The sequence below is a fragment of the Pseudomonas shahriarae genome, from assembly GCF_014268455.2.
GTDB classification, from domain to species: domain Bacteria; phylum Pseudomonadota; class Gammaproteobacteria; order Pseudomonadales; family Pseudomonadaceae; genus Aquipseudomonas; species Aquipseudomonas shahriarae.
Window position 1 is genome coordinate 2,564,926 of the sequence record NZ_CP077085.1, and the last position, 17,088, is coordinate 2,582,013.

The window sequence follows — 17,088 nt, forward strand, 5'->3', positions numbered from 1 at the left end:
TGCACCCTCGCCACAGGGGGGGCTTAGGTGGATGGCACCAGCGCCAGCCCGGATTCCCACGGGTGGTCCGCCGCGCTGACGTTATCCGCCTCGCCCGGGTTGAGCGCGCGTACCGTCACCAGCCCCGGCGCCGCGTTCGCCGCGACGCTGATGGTCATGATGTAACCCTGGGTGCCGCCCGCGTTGGTCTGGCCGGGAATGGCCGAGGCGTCGGGCATGAACTTCGTGACCTGTGCCGTCACCCCGGGATTGCTGAACTGGATCCTCGCCGTGGCGGCGGTGGTCTGCAGATCGGCGCCTTGCACCACCAGGACAAACTGCCCGCTGCTGCCAGGGGCCAGCCAGGCCGGCAGGTCGGTAGGCGACTGGCCGTAGAACAGGTCCAGCGGCAATAACTGCACCGGCCAGGGTTGCAGGCCATTGACCCGGTCTTGTACGCAAGGAGACGGCGCCGCCGTGGTGCTCGGCATGACGGTCACACTCAGGCCCACCAGCAGTTGCTGGGCAATCACCCACACATAGTCCACGGCCTGGCCGTTGATGGTGATGTCATTGATCGAGAACCCCGCGCTTTGCGGCACCTCGAACACCGCCTGGAGGATCTGGTCGGAGCCGTTGATCGCCGATTTGGCGGTGCCGCGGGTAATGCGCCAGTACTGACTCACATCCTGGCCCTGCGGGCCTTTCCACGCGCTGAAGTTGGTCGGTTGCTGCAGGTACAGGGCGATGGGATTGGTCAGGGAGATACGGTTGCTGATGGCCGCCTCATTGGCCGCAAAACCGATATGCGGGTCGGAGTTGCGATAGTTCTGCCCATATTGCGCGCAGCAGATCAGCGACTGAGGGTTCTGGCTGCTTTTCAGGGGCCGCATGATCGTGGCCGCCGCCGCCAGGTACACCTCGGCGCTGAGGGTGTTGGGGCCGGACGTCAGGTGCATCGCGCCACCGAACTGGCCGGGCGTACAGGCGGTGCCGGCGTTCCATTTGTTGACAGTGTCGTAGGCGGGCAGGCCCGTGGTCGGGTCAATCACCGGATCCCCGGCATTGCCGGTCGGGCAGTTGGTGGCGTAGCGCAGGTAGAGGTCTTCGAGTTGGACGTTCGGGTCGATGTAGTCGCGATACAGCCCCAGCACGGCATTCGGGTCGATGCGCCACATGGCCAGGAAGTACGCCGGGTTTTCGCTGGTGAAGGTGATTTTGCGCATGTCGCCATTGGCATCGCGGACAATCGACCACTCGCAATACTCGTCCAGCCAGCCCCGTGGGCCCGAGGGTGAGAAGTCCTTGTACTTGCCGTTCCAGTCGATACTCGGGCAACGGGTCACCGGCAGTTGCAGCAGGGTGCCTTTTTTGTCCGGGTCGTACAGGGTGTACAGGGTGTCGTTGATGGTGATCTGGCCATTGTCGGTCAGTTCCATGACCTGTTGCAGGGTCATGGCCTTGCCGCCCAGTTGCGGAATCACCGCCGTGCCGTTGCTATAAAAAAACGTCCACAGCCGGTTGGGAAAGGGTTGCCAGGTAATCGCCGGCGGGGTGGTGTCGCCATAGCCCTCGACCAGCGGGTTGTAATAGCCCGAGCGTGGCGCGTCGTACAGGCCCGACCATGGGTTGCCGATGATCGCCGCTTCGGTCCAGCCGGTGACGTCGTTGTTCCAGTCGGTTTCAAATTGCGGCAACTGGTCTTCCAGGCCCAGCTTGTTGTAGTCCTTTGGCGCTTGCCCGGCGGGGGAGGTGAATTGCTTGAAGGGCGTGCTCATGTCAGATCTCCATGGGGGGTAGAAACGGAGCAGCAACCGGCACTCGGGGGAGGGTCGGCAACGGTCTGGCGCGGGTCGTCCCACACCAGTTGGGCGATAAAGCCAGGCAGCGGCGCATACTCTTGCGGCGCCAATACCCGGCCACTATCGAGATGGGTGACCAGCAGGCTCAACTGCAGCTCGTCCGTGGGGCCAAGGTGCAATGCCGTGACACTGCGCGCGGCATTCAGCGCGCGGCACACGCCATGGGGGATGCAGCGCCCCTTGTCATCCACCAGGCCCATGCCGATCCGGCTGAAGCGCCCGACGTAGTGCGGGTTCTCAGCGCTGACCTGCTGGGGCGTGGCGTCGGCCTGGTTGAGGAAAACGTCGATCAGGTAGGTGTCGTGGGTGCAGCGCACATGGTCGAACACTACCCACGGGCCGCTGGCCTGGGCCTGCTCCTGGGCAGGCGCGGCACTGTGCGGGCAGCACGCTTTTGCGCTGGCGCGTCGTGCACCGAACGGCGGCGCCACCGGGGTGCCGTAGTCGTAGCCGATGTGCCGGCTGTCCTGGGCCATATCGCCCAGGGTGGTGTAGCGCCAGGCATCGGCACTGGTGAACGTGACCGTCTCGGCCTGGTTGCCGGCAAACGGCTGGAGCAGGCACTGGGTGGTGTACTGCGCCGCCGGGTTGGCGCGGATCCAGATCTCCAGCACGCGGTCGATATTGGCGTGGTAAGAGCAGAACAGTGGGTCAAACGCGGTGTAGGCGTTATCGGCCATATCGCCGCCGATCCAGCCGTGATAGTTGTCGTGGGGCTGCTCGTACAGGCCATCGAAATTCAGTGTGCGATTGGGGTACAACTCGTCTTTTTGCGGCGGATCGAACTCGGTGATATTGGCCCAGGGATACCCCGGCACGCCCTGGGGCTGGCTGAAGGTCTTGAACGTCAAGGCATCCACCACCTGCTGCTGGAAAATCCGGCTCATGCCATACAACTGGGTGCGTTTGACGCGTTGTGAGTCGCCCTGGGTGTAGAACAGCGGGTTGCGTTGCACAAAGCGGCAATCCACGCCCTCGACATTGCCCGAGGCACACACCTTCGAGCGCCCATCCTTGGCCGCCGCATAACGCAATGGGTTGGGCCGTACTTCGCCGCTGCGGGGATGCACATAGGTTTCATCGAGAAACGCCTGGGGCAAACCGGCCTGGGGGCTGCCATCGACACTGGCGTCTTCGGCCATCCAGTCCCAGTACGGGATCGGGTAGTCAATCAAGGCTTCCAGGTACAGCAGGTAAGCGCGATGCCACAGGGCAAAGGCCTCCTGATAATGCAGGCACCAGTTGCTGTGGATATAGGCATAGCGCTGCCACGGCGAGCCACTGTCCGGGTTGCCGATCTGCATCACGTCATCGAGCCGCGCGCGGTACAGATCCAGTTGTTCCTGGCTCAACGCGCGGATGTCCTGGCGCACGCGCCTGACCGGGTGCGGCAGGTCTGGCGGCGGGATGCGCTCGGCGATATCGAACGGCGAAAAACTGTTCAGGCGCCAGCCCTGGTTGACCCACAACCGGAAGGTTTCCAGGGCGTCGATCGGCCAGAACTGCCGGTCATCCAGGGTCAGCGGCATGTTGCGTGAGGCCAGGTGCTGGTAGATGGTTTCGGACCAGGTCTTGACCGAATCGGGGTCTTCCAGGAACACGTCGTAGGCATTCATGCAACGCACCCACGAGCCTGCGACCTGGCCGCGCTCGGCGGGCGGTATCCAGTAAGGCGCGGTGAAAAGCCCTTGGATATCAGCGGTCCATGTCGGTTTCGCAACTATCATAAGATCCCTCTCACGCCGCCCCATGCTGGATCTTTCGGGGCTGCTAAGCTGGAATTGATAGTAACGGGCCACTGTGCAGTGATTTGTGCAAATTGGCCGCCCGTTACGGCGGATTCATTGCAGTTTTCTCAAGGAAGAAGTGGAAATAATGACAGACGCCATGGATTTGAAAATTCTCGGCAAATTGCAGAAGGATTGTACCCAGAGCCTGGACCTGCTCAGCGACAGCGTGGGGCTATCCTCGACCAGTTGTTACCGGCGCATCCGGCGCCTGGAGAGCGCGGGGATCATCAAGGCGAAAGTCGCGGTGCTGGATGAAAAAAAGCTGGGGATCCAGGTCACGGCGTTCTTTTTGATCAAGCTCGACAAGGACAGCAACGACATTGATCGCAAGATGCAACACATCCTGGCCACCCGCCCGGAGATTCAGGACTGCTACCTGATGACCGGGGAGTTCGATTTTGTGATGGTGGCCAAGTTTCGCGATGCCACGGAGTACACCGAATATATCTATCGGTTTCTCGACACTTACCGCGATATTCCGATTCGCACTTATTCGTCGACGCTGGTGGTGCGTACGGTGAAGAAGTCTTATGAGCTGCCGCTGCAGGGTGTGCAGCATTTGCCTCCGGATCTGTAGACGCGCGGTTTGTGGCATAGGTATCTACATAAACTCTTTCGTGGTTCTTGGGGGGTGTGTACATATCCGTTGCTGCGGTTACGGCCACTTAGGGTTCCGCCCTTACGGCGGCTCACTTTGAAGAGCGCCAAAGTAAGCAAAACGCTCTTGCCCCACCACTCGGTGCCTCGCCTAGGCTCGGCATGCCCGCAGTCAGGCATTGCTCCGTGGGCCCGCCGCGATCGGCCATCCCTGGCCGTGTCGCGGCTACCCCGGCATCCATGCCGGGGTGCCCACTGCGCAATACCTGCCTGCGGCCATCGTGGTTTAACGGGGCGCCTAAGATCAAAAGCCAGATCAAAAGCAGAGCAACAGCAAAGCCAGAGCGCGAAGCTGCATTCCCCTGTGGGAGCTGGCTTGTCGGGTCGCCGCATCGCTGCGATGGCGGTTCATCAGCCAATACATTTATCGACTGATACACCGTCATCGCAGGCAAGCCAGCTCCCACAGAGGTACGCGTACGCCTCGACGATCAGGTCGGCTGTCAGGCCGCCTCGCTTTGCTTGTGATTTTGATCTTAGGCGCCCCGTTAAACCACGCTGGCCGTCATCCGATATTGATTTGGGGGGTAACCCGGCAGGACGCCGGGTTAGCCGCGCTGGGCCATGGATGGCCCATCGCGGCGGCCCCCCAAATCAATGTCGGATGACGGGCACACCGAGCCTGGGCGAGGTGCCGAGTGGTGGGGCAAGAGCCCTTTTGGTTACTTTTGGCTGGGCCGGCACTCCGGGCTCTTTTCCAAAAGTGACCCGCTGTAAGAGCGGAACCAATAGCCGCCATGACCGCAGCAACGGATATGTACACAACCCCAAAGAACCACCAAAGAGCTGTGTAGCGACCTACGCCCATCGCGAACAAGCCCTCTCCCACATTAGGTTGCTGACGACGCCCGACAATCAGCCCTGCGGAATGAAGCTTTTATGACAAAAGTTCGGTAGTCCCCCCGTCCCTCCGTCTTGCCTATGTAACGCGCTCAAGCACGCGAAACAGGCCAGGAGTGGGGCGGATGGGAACTATGGAACGCTACTCGAAAGTAGGCATGCAGGAACTCGATCAGCGCCTGTCGAAGATCGTCGAAGCCGCCCGCAAGAAGCCGGTGTCGGTCTATCGCTATGGCGCGCCCTGGGTCTGGATCGTGTCCCAGGAGGACTGGCAAGGCGCTTTGAAAGAGGTGTCCAGCTATATACCTGCCGGTCACTCCCTGGTGTTGCTGCGCCCGCAGATCGACGAGGTGCTGGAGCAGCACCACGACTTGCTGCAGGCCCTGAATGCCGAGCCTGGCATGCTTATCGCCCCGCGCACGGTGCTGCAGATTCTGCTGCTGCAACTGCTCTATTCGGTGCCCAGCGAACAGCAACTGCACGAGCAACTCAACTACAACCTGCTGTTCCGCTGGTTCGTCGGCCTCGACCTGACCCAGCGGGTGTGGGGCATCCACGTTCTGCAGCGCGATATCGCCACGCTCCTGGGCAACCCACGGGCGGTGCAGTTGATCCAGAAAATCATCGGTGAAGTGTTCTGTGGCGCCTTGCTGCACATGCCGGAGTTCTCCTTGAACTTCGCGCTGCTGCATACCTGGCTGGCACGGCATGCCAATACCTCGACATCCAGCAATTGAGTCGGCCGAACGTGGTGCCAACAACCGTGAAGGCCAGCCATTCGAGTAATCCAGGGGGCGGTGTGACGCATCTGTTCAAATCAACGCTGGCGCTGTGCTGGCTGACACTGGCGCTGCCGGTGTCAGCCGATGAGCCAGGTGGCGCGTCCGAGGCCGCGGTGCGGCGGGTGGACGTCAATGAGTACTTTGTGCGCGGCAATACGGTGCTCGACGCTCGGGCGATCGAAGAGGCGGTGTACCCGTTCCTGGGCCCGCAAAAGACCTTGAGCGATATCGAAGGCGCCCGCGATGCCTTGCAGAAGATCTACCAGGCGCGCGGTTATCAGTCGGTGTTTGTCGAGTTGCCCGAGCAGAAGGTCGATGACGGCATCGTCTACCTGCAAGTCAGCGAGACCAAGGTCGGCCGAGTGCGGGTGGTGGGGGCCAAGCACTATTCGCCGGTAGAGATCCGCGAAGAAGTTTCGGCGCTGAAGGAGGGGGCGGTGCCGGATTTTGCCACGGTGCAGACCCAGCTCGCCGGCCTCAATCGCGGGGCAGGGCGCCAGGTCACGCCGCTGGTGCGCGAGGGCCAGCGCCCCGGCACCATGGATGTGGACCTGCAAGTGGAGGACCAGAACCCCTGGCACGCCAGCCTCGGCCTGAACAACGACTACAGTGCCGACACCGAGAAGCTGCGCAGTGTCGCGACCCTGGGCTACGACAACCTCTGGCAACTGGGCCACAGCGTGTCCCTGACCTTCTTTACTGCGCCCCAGGACAGCGAAAACGCCAAGGTCTGGTCCGGCGCCTACAGCGCGCCGCTCAACGAGCGCTGGACCGTGCAGTTCTCCGGTTATCAGTCCGACAGCAATATCGCCACCATCGGCGGCAGCAACGTGCTGGGCAAGGGGCACTCCTACGGCGTCTCGGCGATCTACAACCTGCCGGCCAGTGGTGTCTGGGCCAACTCGTTATCGGTGGGGGTGGACTTCAAGGACTTCGAGGAGCAGATGCAGTTCGGCGCCAGCCGCGACCAGATCCCGCTCAAGTACGCGCCGCTGACCTTCGGCTACAACGGCTACCGCTACACCGAGCAGGCGCAACTGGGCCTGGGCCTGAACCTGGTGGTCGGCACCCGTGCGTTTTTTGGCTACGGCAGCGACGCCGAAGAATTCCAGTACAAACGCGACCAGGCCAGCCCCAGCTTTGCCGTGCTCAAGGGCGACCTGAATTACACCTACACCTTCACCGGCGACTGGCAGTCGGCGACCAAGACCGCGTTCCAACTGGCGTCTGGCCCGCTGGTCTCCAACGAGCAGTATTCGGCCGGTGGCGCCACGTCGATCCGTGGCTACCTGGCCGCCGAACGCACCGGGGATGAGGGCTACTTGCTCTCCCAGGAATTGCGTACGCCATCCCTGGCCAAGTTCCTCGGCAGCTATGTGCAGGAGTGGCGCTTCTACGCGTTTGCCGAAGGCGCGCGCCTGCGCCTGCATGACCCGCTGCCCGAGCAGGAAGACGAATACAGCCTGGCCAGCGTCGGCCTCGGCACCCGTGCCAGTTTGAGCAAGTGGTTGTCCGGCAGCCTGGATTGGGGCTACCCGCTGCTCGATGGACCGAACACCCAGAAACAGGACTCGCGACTGCACTTCAGTGTGCAGGCGACTTTCTGACCCTTTTTTCCGGAGAACCCTTCACATGCAACGCCTATTTCTGAGCCTGTTGATCTGCCTGGGCTTCGTGCTCCCGGCCACCGCCCAAGCCTGGTGGCAGGACGACTGGCACTACCGTAAACAGATCTCGCTGGACACCACCCCCCAAGGCGCCGCGATCAATCAGGCGCTGGGCCGTACTGCCTTGCTGGTGCGCTTGCACACCGGCAACTTCACCTTCGACGGGGTCAAGGAAGACGGCGCCGACCTGCGTTTTGTCAGCGCCGACGACAAGACCGTGTTCAATCACCAGATCGAGAGCTTCGACCCGCTGATGGGCATGGCGTTGATCTGGGTCGATGTGCCCAAGATCGAGGGCGGCCAGCGTCAGGACCTGTGGATGTACTACGGCAACGACAAGGCCCCGGCGACCGGCAACGGCCAACTGACGTTCGATCCGAGCTACACCGCGCTCTACCATTTCGAGGGCGCCAACGGCACGCCGGCCCGTGACACCACGGCCTATGGCAACACCGCGCTGAACGCCACCGGTGCGAGCATCGACGGCGTGATCGGGCGGGCCTTGCAGTTCAGCGGCCAGCCGTTGCTGTTGCCGGCCAGTCCGTCGTTGCAACACACCGCCAGCGGCGCCTTTACTTTCAGTGCCTGGCTGCGCCTGGACCAGGCCGCCGGTGAGCAAGTGGTGCTGGCCCGCCGTGAAGGCAGCAGCAGCCTGGTGCTGGGCCTGAACCAGGGCATGCCGTTTGTCGAGATCGACGGCCAGCGTGCGGTATCGACCCAGCCGCTGAACCCCGGCCAATGGCAACACCTGGCCTTTACGGCCGCTGGCAACGCCGTGACCCTGTATGTCAACGGCCGCGAAACCGCGACCCTGGCGCTGGCGATGCCGGCGTTCAATTCCCAGCTGGCCATTGGCGCCGACCTGCCGGAGTCCACCGGCGGCCTGCTGCCCTTTGCCGGGGCGATGGATGAGCTGCGCCTGTCCAAAGTCGCACGCCCGGCGGGGGCGTTGTTGGCCGATGCCAGCGCCCAGGGTTCTGAGTCGAAACTGCTGGCCTATGGCGTGGATGAAGAACAGTCGGGCTTTGGTTTCGGCAGCCTGGGCTTTTTGCTCAAGGCCGTGCCTATCGACGCCTGGGTGATCATCCTGGTGCTGGTGGCGATGATGGTCCAGTCGTGGGTCATCATGCTCCGCAAGAACCGCATGGTCAGCCGCGTCAGCAGTGCCAACGAGATCTTCCGCGAGCAGTTCGCGCAGATCGGCACCCGCCTGGAGATGTACTACGACGACCAGATCCTGGCCGAGCGCCTCAGCCACTCGTCGTTATGGCGCCTGTACCGCGTCGCCGTCCAGGAAATCCGCACCCGCCGCGCCCAGGGCGCCGACACCAGCTCGGTCTCGGCAGCCACCATCGAAGCCATCCGTTGCTCCATGGACGGCGTGCGCACCCGGGAAAACCAGCAGCTCAGCGCCAAGCTCTCGACCCTGTCCAACGCCATTGCCGGCGGCCCGTATATCGGCCTGCTCGGTACGGTGCTGGGGATCATGGTGGTGTTCCTCGGCACGGCCATGGCCGGCGACGTGAACATCAATGCGATCGCCCCGGGCATGGCTGCTGCGTTGCTGGCCACCGCCATGGGCCTGTTTGTCGCGATCCCCGCACTGTTTGGCTACAACCGCCTGATCACCCGCAACAAGGAGGTCAGTGCCGACATGCGGGTGTTCGTCGATGAGTTCATCACCCGCCTGGCCGAGATGCACGGCGAGAGCCAGTCCAGCGAAGCCGGGCATCGGCGCGCCCAGCCAGCCCACGTACCGGCCTGAGGAGAATCAGCATGGCTTCTGTGAATGCCTCCCACGACGATGACGAAGACGCCGCCGTCGACAACATCAACATCACGCCCCTGGTGGACGTGCTGATGGTGGTGCTGGTGATGTTTATCCTCACCGCCACGGCCCAGGTCTCGGGGATCCAGATCCACTTGCCCAAGGCCAGCGCCTCGGTGTCGTTGTCCGAGGCCAAGACCAAGGCGATTTCGGTGAATGACGGCGGCCAGGTATTCCTCGACGCCTACCCGGTAACCCTGGGGGAACTGGAAGAACGCCTGCGTATCGAGAAGGCCCTGAACCCGGAGTTTCCGGTGATTGTGCGCGGCGATGCCACGGTGCAGTACCAGAAGGTCATCGAGGTGCTTGATTTGCTGCGCCGCCTGGAGCTGTCCCAGGTCGGCCTGGTCACTGGCAAACCATCATGACCGCACAGATGCCGATCCCACCCACGCCCGTGAAGAAGTCGCCGCTGCGCCCGCTGAAGTGGGGCGCCGGCCTGCTGGTGGGCGCCGTGGCCGCGTGGTTCCTGTGGCAGTGGGCCAATGACATGAGCGGCGTGCGCCGCGAAGCGCCCAAGGTGCCGATGATTATCCCGTTGCCGCCACCACCGCCGCCGCCCCCGGAACCGCCCAAGGAGCCCGAGCCCCAGGTCGAGGAAAAGATCCCCGAGCCTGAGCCCACACCTGCGCCGGAGGAGATCAAGCCGGAGCAAGAGGCACCCCCGAGTCCCGCCGACGACCTGGCCAACCCGATGCAGATCGACGGTGATGCCCAGGCCGGTAACGACGGTTTCAACGTGGGGGCCGGCAAGGGCGGCGGCATGGCCGGCTCCGGTGGGGGCGGCCTGGGCACGGGCACGTTCAAGCAGTACCTGGCCGGGGTGTTCCAGCGCCTGCTGCGCGAAGACCCGGAGTTGCGCAAGAAGGCCTATGCGGTGCAGGCCGACCTGTGGCTGAGCGGCGATGGCGAGGTCACGCGTGTAGAGCTGGCCCAGTCCAGCGGCGATGCCGACACCGACGCCCAGGTACTGGCGGCACTGCGGGCCACGCCCCGTTTGAAAGAACGCACACCGGCCTCCCTGACGTTGCCGGTGCGCCTGTCCCTCAAGGGCCGACGCCCGGAGTGAGCCAACCTTTTTTGCAGTTTTCTACAGGAGTTGTGTGCAGATGATTTCCCACGTGAATCGAGTGACCCTGGCGGTCGGCATGGTCATCGCGACCCTGGTCGGCCAGGCAACGGCCGCCCCGGCCGGGCCTTCGGAAAACGCCACGATCAACCTGATCCGCCTGCTGGTGCAGCAAGGTGTGCTCAAGCAGGAACAGGCCGAGGGGCTGATCGCCCAGGCCGAGAAAGAGGCGGTGCAGGCGCGCCAGACCGCAGTGGCCGCCACCGGGCCTGCGGCGGCCCCTGGGGATGTGCGGGTGCAGTACGTGCCGGCCGCCGTGCGTGATCAGATCCGCGACCAGGTCAAGGCCGAAGTCATGGCCACTGCCAAGCAGGAAAACTGGGCCCAGCCCAACACCTTCCCGGATTGGGTCTCGCGTATCAGCTTCGATGGCGATATCCGCCTGCGTGACGAGTCGCGGTTCTTCTCTGGCAACAACAGCAACGAAATCGTCGATTACGCCAAGCTCAACGAGAACGGTCCCTACGACGTTAACAAAGACACCAACACCCGCCTGCCGCCATTGCTCAACACCCGTGAAGACCGCGAGAACCTGTTCCGCCTACGCGCACGCCTGGGGATGAAGGCGATCATTTCGCCGGAATGGACCGCAGGCATCCGCATCGGCACCGGCTCCGACAACAACCCGGTGTCCACCACCCAGACCCTGGGCGGCGGCTTTGGCAAGAAAGATATCTGGCTCGACCAGGGCTACCTGACCTGGAAGGCCACCCAGGACCTGACCCTGACGGGCGGGCGGATCGCCAACCCGTTCTATTCCACCGACCTGATGTACTCCAGCGACCTCAACTTCGACGGCGTGGCGGCGATCTTCAACCACAGCCTCAACAACGAATGGGGCCTGTTCGGCACGCTGGGCGCGTTCCCGGTGGAGTACACCTCCGACACCGCCAGCAGCAACGGTTTCGACAAGGAAGACAGCGACACCAAATGGCTGTTCGGCGGGCAGATCGGCGCCAACTGGAAGATCAACCGCAGCAACAGCCTCAAGGGCGCATTGGCCTACTACCGCTTCGACGACATCGAAGGCCAGCGCTCCAGCCCTTGCTCGCCATGGGCCGGCGCGCCGGGCTGCGACACCGACGGCTCGCGCGTGGCCTTTATGCAAAAGGGCAACAGCGTATTCCTGCTGCGCAATATCAACGCCAACCCGGCAACCCCGGGCCTGACCCCGCAACCGCAATACGTGGGCCTGGCCTCCAAGTTCGATGTGCTGGACCTGAACCTGGTGTGGGACAGCGAACTGCCTCAAGACTTCAGGCTGCGCAGCCAGGCCAACTTCATTCACAACCTAGCCTACGACAAGGGCGAAATGCTCAAGCGCAGCGAAGGCGAGATCGTCAACAACATCAACAGCAAGGGCCAGTTTGAAAGTGGCGGCAATGCGCTGATGGTTCAGTTCACCCTCGGCAGTGCCCTGGAGATGAAAAAGGCCGGCGACTGGAACCTGTTGGCTGGCTACAAGTACATCCAGCCGGATGCCTTGCCGGATGGCTTCAACGACTCGTCCTTCCACCTCGGCGGCACCAACGCCAAGGGCTACTTCATTGGCGGCAACTACGGCATCGACAAGAACATCTACGCCAGCGCCCGTTGGCTGAGCGCCTCAGAGGTGTATGGCGCGCCGTTTGAAGTCGATGTGATGCAACTGGAACTGAATACGCGCTTCTGACGCGCCGGGAGATACCCATGAACATGCGAATTTGCGGACTGGTCCTGGCCCTGGTCGCCACCGGCGCCTCGGCCGAAGGCATGGAGGAGCGCCTGCGCACCCAGTTGCGCAGCACCACCGCGCAGCTGCAGGCACTGCAAAGCGAACAGGCCCAGGCCGCCGCTGCACGGATTGCCGCCGAAAACCAGGCCAAGCAGGCCCAGGTGCAGATCAAGCAGTTGAGCCTGGAGCTGGACAAGGCCCGAGGCGTGGCCGAGCAACTGGCCGGCCAGCAGCAGAGCCTGCACAGCCAAGCCCAGGCGCAAGTGGCGGCGAGTGCCGAGCAGACCGGCAAGTTCAAGAAGGCGTATGACGACCTGCTGGTGCTGGCCCGTGGCAAAGAAACCGAGCGCGCGCGCCTGCAGGCGCAACTGGCTGAACGTGACACACAAGTGCAGCAATGTTCAGCCAAGAATCAACAGATGTATGGCGTGGCCCAAGCGTTGCTCGCGGCCTACGAAAAAATCGACGTGGCCGAGGTCATGAGCATTCGCCAACCGTTCGCCAGCGGCGCGCGGGTCAAGTTCGAAGAACTGGCCCAGGGTTTTGGCGATGGCCTGTACAACAGCCGTTTCGATGCGCCCCAGGCGGCGCTTAATCACTGATCAACCAAGGAAGAAGTTAACCATGAGCGAATTGATGAGCAGCGTGACCCCCCAGCGCCTGACCGAGTTGCTGCAAGAGGCCGGCTACCGGGTCAACCAGAGCGAGCAGAACGGCATCGTGCAACTGCTCAGCGCCAGCCAGGGCATCGGTTTTGCCGTGCGCTTCGGCAACCCGGCGGCGGAGCAGGGCGCCTATGTGGATTTCACCTACAGTTGCGCGCTGCGGGTCCAGGGCGAGTTGCCCGCAGGCCTGGCCCCGGTCTGGAACACCTCGCGGCGCTTTGCCCGGCTGTCGGTGCAGGGGGAGTTCCTGCTGATGGAGATGGACGTGATGGTGGCTGGCGTCGGTGCCCTGTACCTGCGCAGCCAATTGGAGTTGTGGGATCGGCTGTTGCAGGAATTTATCGTCTACCTGCGTGAATACAGCCAGACCGCCGCGCACCTGCAAGCCCAGGGTGTACCTGAGGTTGAAACCCGCGAAGAGGCGCCGGCGCTGTGAAAAAACCAACCCTGGTGGTAGCTGCGCTGGCCCTGTTGGGGGTGGCGGTGGGCTTGGGCCTGCGCTCGGGCAGCGACCCGGTCGCGGCCCAGCAACCGGCCCCGGTGATCGGCGCAGAGGGCCCGGCGGTGGCACGCCTGGGCAATCAACAGGTGGCCGTGACGGAACTGCAGGCATTGCTGGCCACCTTGCCGGCCGAATCGCGCGAGCAGTTGCGCGCCAATCGGGGTGCCCTGGAAACCTGGATCCGCTCGCGCCTGGCGCAAAAGGCCGTGCTCGAACAGGCCGATGCCCAGGGCTGGCGGCAACGCCCGGACGTCGAGCAACAGACCCGCGCCGCCACCGAGCAGATCGTGTTTCGCGACTACCTGCTGTCGGTCAGCCAGGTGCCGGCCGACTACCCCAGCGCCGCCGAGTTGCAGCAGGCCTATGACAGCGGCAAGGCCCAGTGGATGACACCGCCGCTGTACCGGGTCAGCCAGATCTTCCTCGCCGTGGACAACCCGCAAAATGCCGAGGCCGTGCGGCGCCAGGCCCAGGAACTGAGCCGCCGGGCCCAGGCGGCCCCGGCGGAGTTTGCCGAGCTGGCCAGCCAGCACTCCCAGGACGCCGGCAGCGCCGGGCGCGGCGGTGATTCGGGCCTGCAACCCTTGCAGCAACTGGTACCAGAGGTGCGCAACGTGGTCGCGCGGCTCAAGCCGGGTGCGGTATCGGATGCGGTGCACAGCGCGGCGGGGTTTCATGTGCTCAAGTTGACCGAGCACCAACCGGCGCGCACCGCCAGCCTCGACGAACTGCGCCCACGCCTGACCGAGGCCCTGCGCGCCCAGCGCCAGGAGCAGATCGCCAAGGCCTATCTGGAGGGCATGCTCAACACCGCGACCTTGAGCATCGACGGGGCGCAACTGAACAAAGTACTGGAATAAACAGGCTGTACGCATGGATGCACAGACCCAATAAGACAGGGAGTTCCCCCCATGGACTATCTAGAACCTGCAGCACCCCACGGCATGACGCCTTACCGCGCGCCCGGCGAACCCCGGGAAGCCTGGCTGGCCCTGGCTGCGGGCATCGACCCGGAGGTGGCGCGCTACTTCCTGATCAGCGCCCGCTGCGGCTGTTTCATGCAGGCGGCCCGCAGCCTGAACATCAAGGCCACATTGCTGCGCAAACGCCTGGCGCTACTGGAAGCACAGATGCGCCGTTCACTGTTCAGCTACCAGGGCAATGTCCTGGCGCTGAGCCGTGACGGCCTGCAGCTCCAGGCGCGGCTGGTGACCCTGGCCAATGAACGGCGGGTGCCGGTGCAGGAACAACCGTTGATTCGGCTGGCAGTGGCCGAGACCATCCTGCATGACATCCTCGGGCGCGACCTGATCTCCCTGCTGCGCCGCAATGCCAGTGTGCGCCTGGAGATTGTCTGTATCGACAGTCCGCAGGCCGTGCAGACAGTGGAAGCCGACGTGGTGCTGTGGCTGGCGGGCGTCGACTCGCCGCAGCCGGGGCCGGGCTTTGCGACCCATCCACCGCAGGCACTGGCCTGCCTGGATTACCTGCCGCATATCGCCAAACGCTACTCACGCCTGGCCGCACGCCCGGACAGTGTGGATGACTTGGCGGACTACATGCTGGTGCAATGGCAGCCTGACGGCTTGGTCGAGGCATTGGCGCCGTGGAACCGAGTGGTGCAACAGCGCTTGGCGGGGGTGGTGCAGGTGCAGGCGTATCCGCTGATGCTGGAGATGATCCGCTGCAGCGCGTGCATTGGCTTGCTGCCGCGTTACATGAGTTGTTTCGACCGGGGCTTGATGGCGTTGCCGGGCTTGTTTGCCCAGGACATGCAGCGCCAGGTGTGGATGGCGGTCAATGCCGCGGCGGCGTATCCACAGGAGGTGCAGATGATTGTGGCAATGGTGGTCAACACCTTTGAGGAGCGGCGGGAGTGGTTTGGCTGACGCCGCTCAATGGCGCGAACAATAAAAAGGGCAAGCGCTAATAAGCGCAGCCCTTTTTACAAATGGGATATTCCAGCGATAGACAGACTTGGGCGCTCATAGTGTTATTGAGTCTTGTATTGCACCGTACCTTGTTGCGAGGCGCCTTCGAACTTCGCGACGCCGATAATTCTTTTACGCTGTTGCGTGTCCGCAGAATTGACCGCAAAAAACTTGAAAGAAATTTCTAATGAAGGCTCGGCTGTCAATGAAACAGAGATAACCTCCATCTTGTCCTCATCGTTGTTGTCAGCGTACCAGCTATTCTGATTCTGCCCTGGGTTGTACCAGGCACCTACAAGGGTATCCCTGTTCATTTCGTATGTGCCCGGCTTGATGTGGTCCGGGAAAGTAAAGAAAATCCCCTCTTTCAAGATACCTTCAACCGGACCGCCGGCAATAATGGATGAACTATAAAGGTTAAGTGAAACAGACTCGGCGGTGTAGGCGCGGCCATCAATGTCCGCTGTTAAATGGCCGGTTGTATTGTGCGGTTGGGGGGTTGGCATTAGTGAATCCTCAGAGTTGATTTAAACCGTTCGTAGAGGCTTTACGGTTAATTAATAACTTGAGGAGTACCAGGGATCTACTGTCACTATTAACAGTAAATCGTTTCAGTGGTCTGGTGTCGTTCCGGGCGCGTGTATCCCGGGTCGGTCCCTAGGCGACTACAGGCTGAATGTGCAACCCACCCTCGACATCCTTGACCAACCCGCTGGCCAGCAACAACGGCAGCAGACGCTTGTGCAACTGCGGTTCGACAAACTCCTTTACCGTGTCCAACGCCAGCTCGCCGTGACCCGGCAGTTCCGCCTTGGTGTACGACAGCCAGGCTTTCTTCAGCATCTGCAACACATCGCTGCCAGCGGTCAGCGCAAAGCGGCGGTGGGTTACCTGGCCCTGGAAGTCGAAGCTGTGCTGATACTCGTAGCCTTTCTCGTCACCCGCGCTGGCCACGCAGCGCGTGCAGGTGCAAGGGCCATCACCAAAAGCCGCCTGCAGGTAGCTATTGAAGTCCACCACGGGTTTGAGCGACAGGCGCTTGTCCACTTCGAACAGGTCGCCGGTCATTTTTGCGTCGTTACTCAAGGTGCATTTCCTCGCAGGTCTACAGCTGGTTTTTCAAAGCGCGGCATCATACCAGCACGATCCGTACTCATCGCGGGGTTTTCAAGAAGCGTTGCGCATGATCAGGATCGGGCAGCAGGCAGCTGTCGTACCGGCCAAAAAGCCGATAGCGGTTACGTGCGATGCGGTCATAGGCCCAGTCACGAAGTACCCGTGGCAGTACCCGCAGCAACTGTAGCGGCCGCCAGGCCATGGGCAGCAGGGCGATGATCTGCAGGACTGCGTTGGAGCGGACCCAGTAGTGCTGGTCGCGAATCACCGCCAGGGTGTCGAATTGATCCAGGGGCAAGCCGGCCCAGGCGAGCAGTGCCTGGCCTTCGGGCGACTGGACGGCCGCCAGGCGAATACGCCGGTGGCGGTCATGGCGGATCAGGAACCTGACCCAGCCATTGCACAGTTTGCAGACCCCGTCGAACAGCACCACCGTCTCGCCCTGGCTGAGCAAGGGGGCGGGAGTGGGGCGGGTAAAGGCGCCGGGCATAAGGGTGGGTCCAATGAGGCTCTGGAGCCTCGGATCATACCGGCGAGCCCGCACTGATGATACACGGGCCGGAAAACGCGATGCTGTTCAGTTGGTAAGCACAAATAAAGTGTGGCGAGCGGGCTTGCCCGCGTTG

At 62.8% G+C, this 17,088-nt stretch carries 16 protein-coding genes; 11 read left to right on the top strand and 5 right to left on the bottom strand.

The features are described 5' to 3' along the window. Positions 1-23 precede the first annotated feature (23 nt). Positions 24-1,757, bottom strand: a complete 1,734-nt coding sequence (locus tag HU773_RS11430) for a DUF8225 domain-containing protein (RefSeq protein ID WP_057959146.1) — start codon at positions 1,755-1,757, stop codon at positions 24-26. Beyond that, positions 1,754-3,568: a tyrosinase family protein gene (locus HU773_RS11435; RefSeq protein WP_057959147.1), complete on the bottom strand. Its 1,815-nt coding sequence runs from the start codon at positions 3,566-3,568 to the stop codon at positions 1,754-1,756. Before HU773_RS11435 ends, HU773_RS11430 begins: the two co-directional genes overlap by 4 nt. A 160-nt stretch (positions 3,569-3,728) precedes the next feature. On the opposite strand from HU773_RS11435, the gene HU773_RS11440 reads away from it, so the two are divergent. The 11 genes from HU773_RS11440 to HU773_RS11490 all read left to right on the top strand — a co-directional run bounded on the left by HU773_RS11440 (position 3,729) and on the right by HU773_RS11490 (position 15,304). Continuing rightward, complete coding sequence (locus tag HU773_RS11440) at positions 3,729-4,208, top strand: Lrp/AsnC family transcriptional regulator (RefSeq protein ID WP_057959148.1); 480 nt, start codon at positions 3,729-3,731, stop codon at positions 4,206-4,208. A gap of 1,054 nt (positions 4,209-5,262) precedes the next feature. Continuing rightward, positions 5,263-5,865: a transposase gene (locus HU773_RS11445; RefSeq protein ID WP_057438711.1), complete on the top strand. Its 603-nt coding sequence runs from the start codon at positions 5,263-5,265 to the stop codon at positions 5,863-5,865. Positions 5,866-5,927: 62 nt separating this feature from the next. Further along, positions 5,928-7,517 carry a ShlB/FhaC/HecB family hemolysin secretion/activation protein gene (locus HU773_RS11450; RefSeq protein ID WP_057438710.1) on the top strand — a complete coding sequence of 530 codons (1,590 nt, stop codon included), beginning with the start codon at positions 5,928-5,930 and terminating at the stop codon, positions 7,515-7,517. 25 nt (positions 7,518-7,542) lie between these two features. Continuing rightward, positions 7,543-9,342 (top strand): DUF2341 domain-containing protein, encoded by a 1,800-nt coding sequence (locus HU773_RS11455; RefSeq protein WP_186626121.1) that lies wholly within the window; start codon positions 7,543-7,545, stop codon positions 9,340-9,342. Positions 9,343-9,353: 11 nt separating this feature from the next. Beyond that, positions 9,354-9,773 (top strand): ExbD/TolR family protein, encoded by a 420-nt coding sequence (locus tag HU773_RS11460; RefSeq protein WP_128593771.1) that lies wholly within the window; start codon positions 9,354-9,356, stop codon positions 9,771-9,773. Further along, a complete protein-coding gene (locus HU773_RS11465) occupies positions 9,770-10,474 on the top strand; it encodes an energy transducer TonB family protein (RefSeq protein WP_169990487.1) in 705 nt (234 codons plus the stop codon). The genes HU773_RS11460 and HU773_RS11465 overlap by 4 nt, the downstream gene beginning before the upstream one ends. Positions 10,475-10,514: 40 nt before the next feature. Further along, complete coding sequence (locus HU773_RS11470; RefSeq protein ID WP_057959893.1) at positions 10,515-12,206, top strand: putative porin; 1,692 nt, start codon at positions 10,515-10,517, stop codon at positions 12,204-12,206. 17 nt (positions 12,207-12,223) lie between these two features. Further along, on the top strand, positions 12,224-12,850 hold the full coding sequence (locus HU773_RS11475; protein ID WP_057438705.1) for a hypothetical protein: 627 nt from the start codon (positions 12,224-12,226) through the stop codon (positions 12,848-12,850). A gap of 22 nt (positions 12,851-12,872) precedes the next feature. After that, on the top strand, positions 12,873-13,349 hold the full coding sequence (locus tag HU773_RS11480) for a YbjN domain-containing protein (protein ID WP_057959892.1): 477 nt from the start codon (positions 12,873-12,875) through the stop codon (positions 13,347-13,349). Further along, a complete protein-coding gene (locus HU773_RS11485) occupies positions 13,346-14,275 on the top strand; it encodes a peptidylprolyl isomerase (protein WP_169990490.1) in 930 nt (309 codons plus the stop codon). Before HU773_RS11480 ends, HU773_RS11485 begins: the two co-directional genes overlap by 4 nt. Positions 14,276-14,326: 51 nt before the next feature. Beyond that, a complete protein-coding gene (locus tag HU773_RS11490; protein WP_186626122.1) occupies positions 14,327-15,304 on the top strand; it encodes a LysR substrate-binding domain-containing protein in 978 nt (325 codons plus the stop codon). Positions 15,305-15,408: 104 nt separating this feature from the next. Here HU773_RS11490 and HU773_RS11495 read toward each other — a convergent pair whose 3' ends face one another. The 3 genes from HU773_RS11495 to HU773_RS11505 all read right to left on the bottom strand — a co-directional run bounded on the left by HU773_RS11495 (position 15,409) and on the right by HU773_RS11505 (position 16,952). After that, positions 15,409-15,852: a hypothetical protein gene (locus tag HU773_RS11495; protein WP_186626123.1), complete on the bottom strand. Its 444-nt coding sequence runs from the start codon at positions 15,850-15,852 to the stop codon at positions 15,409-15,411. A gap of 151 nt (positions 15,853-16,003) precedes the next feature. Next, the gene (locus tag HU773_RS11500) at positions 16,004-16,432 is read right to left on the bottom strand and encodes a hypothetical protein (protein WP_057959888.1); all 429 of its coding nucleotides are present in this window, start codon (positions 16,430-16,432) and stop codon (positions 16,004-16,006) included. Positions 16,433-16,499: 67 nt separating this feature from the next. Next, positions 16,500-16,952, bottom strand: coding sequence for a thiol-disulfide oxidoreductase DCC family protein (locus HU773_RS11505; RefSeq protein ID WP_057959884.1), 453 nt, complete (start codon positions 16,950-16,952; stop codon positions 16,500-16,502). Between the last annotated feature and the right edge of the window lie 136 nt (positions 16,953-17,088).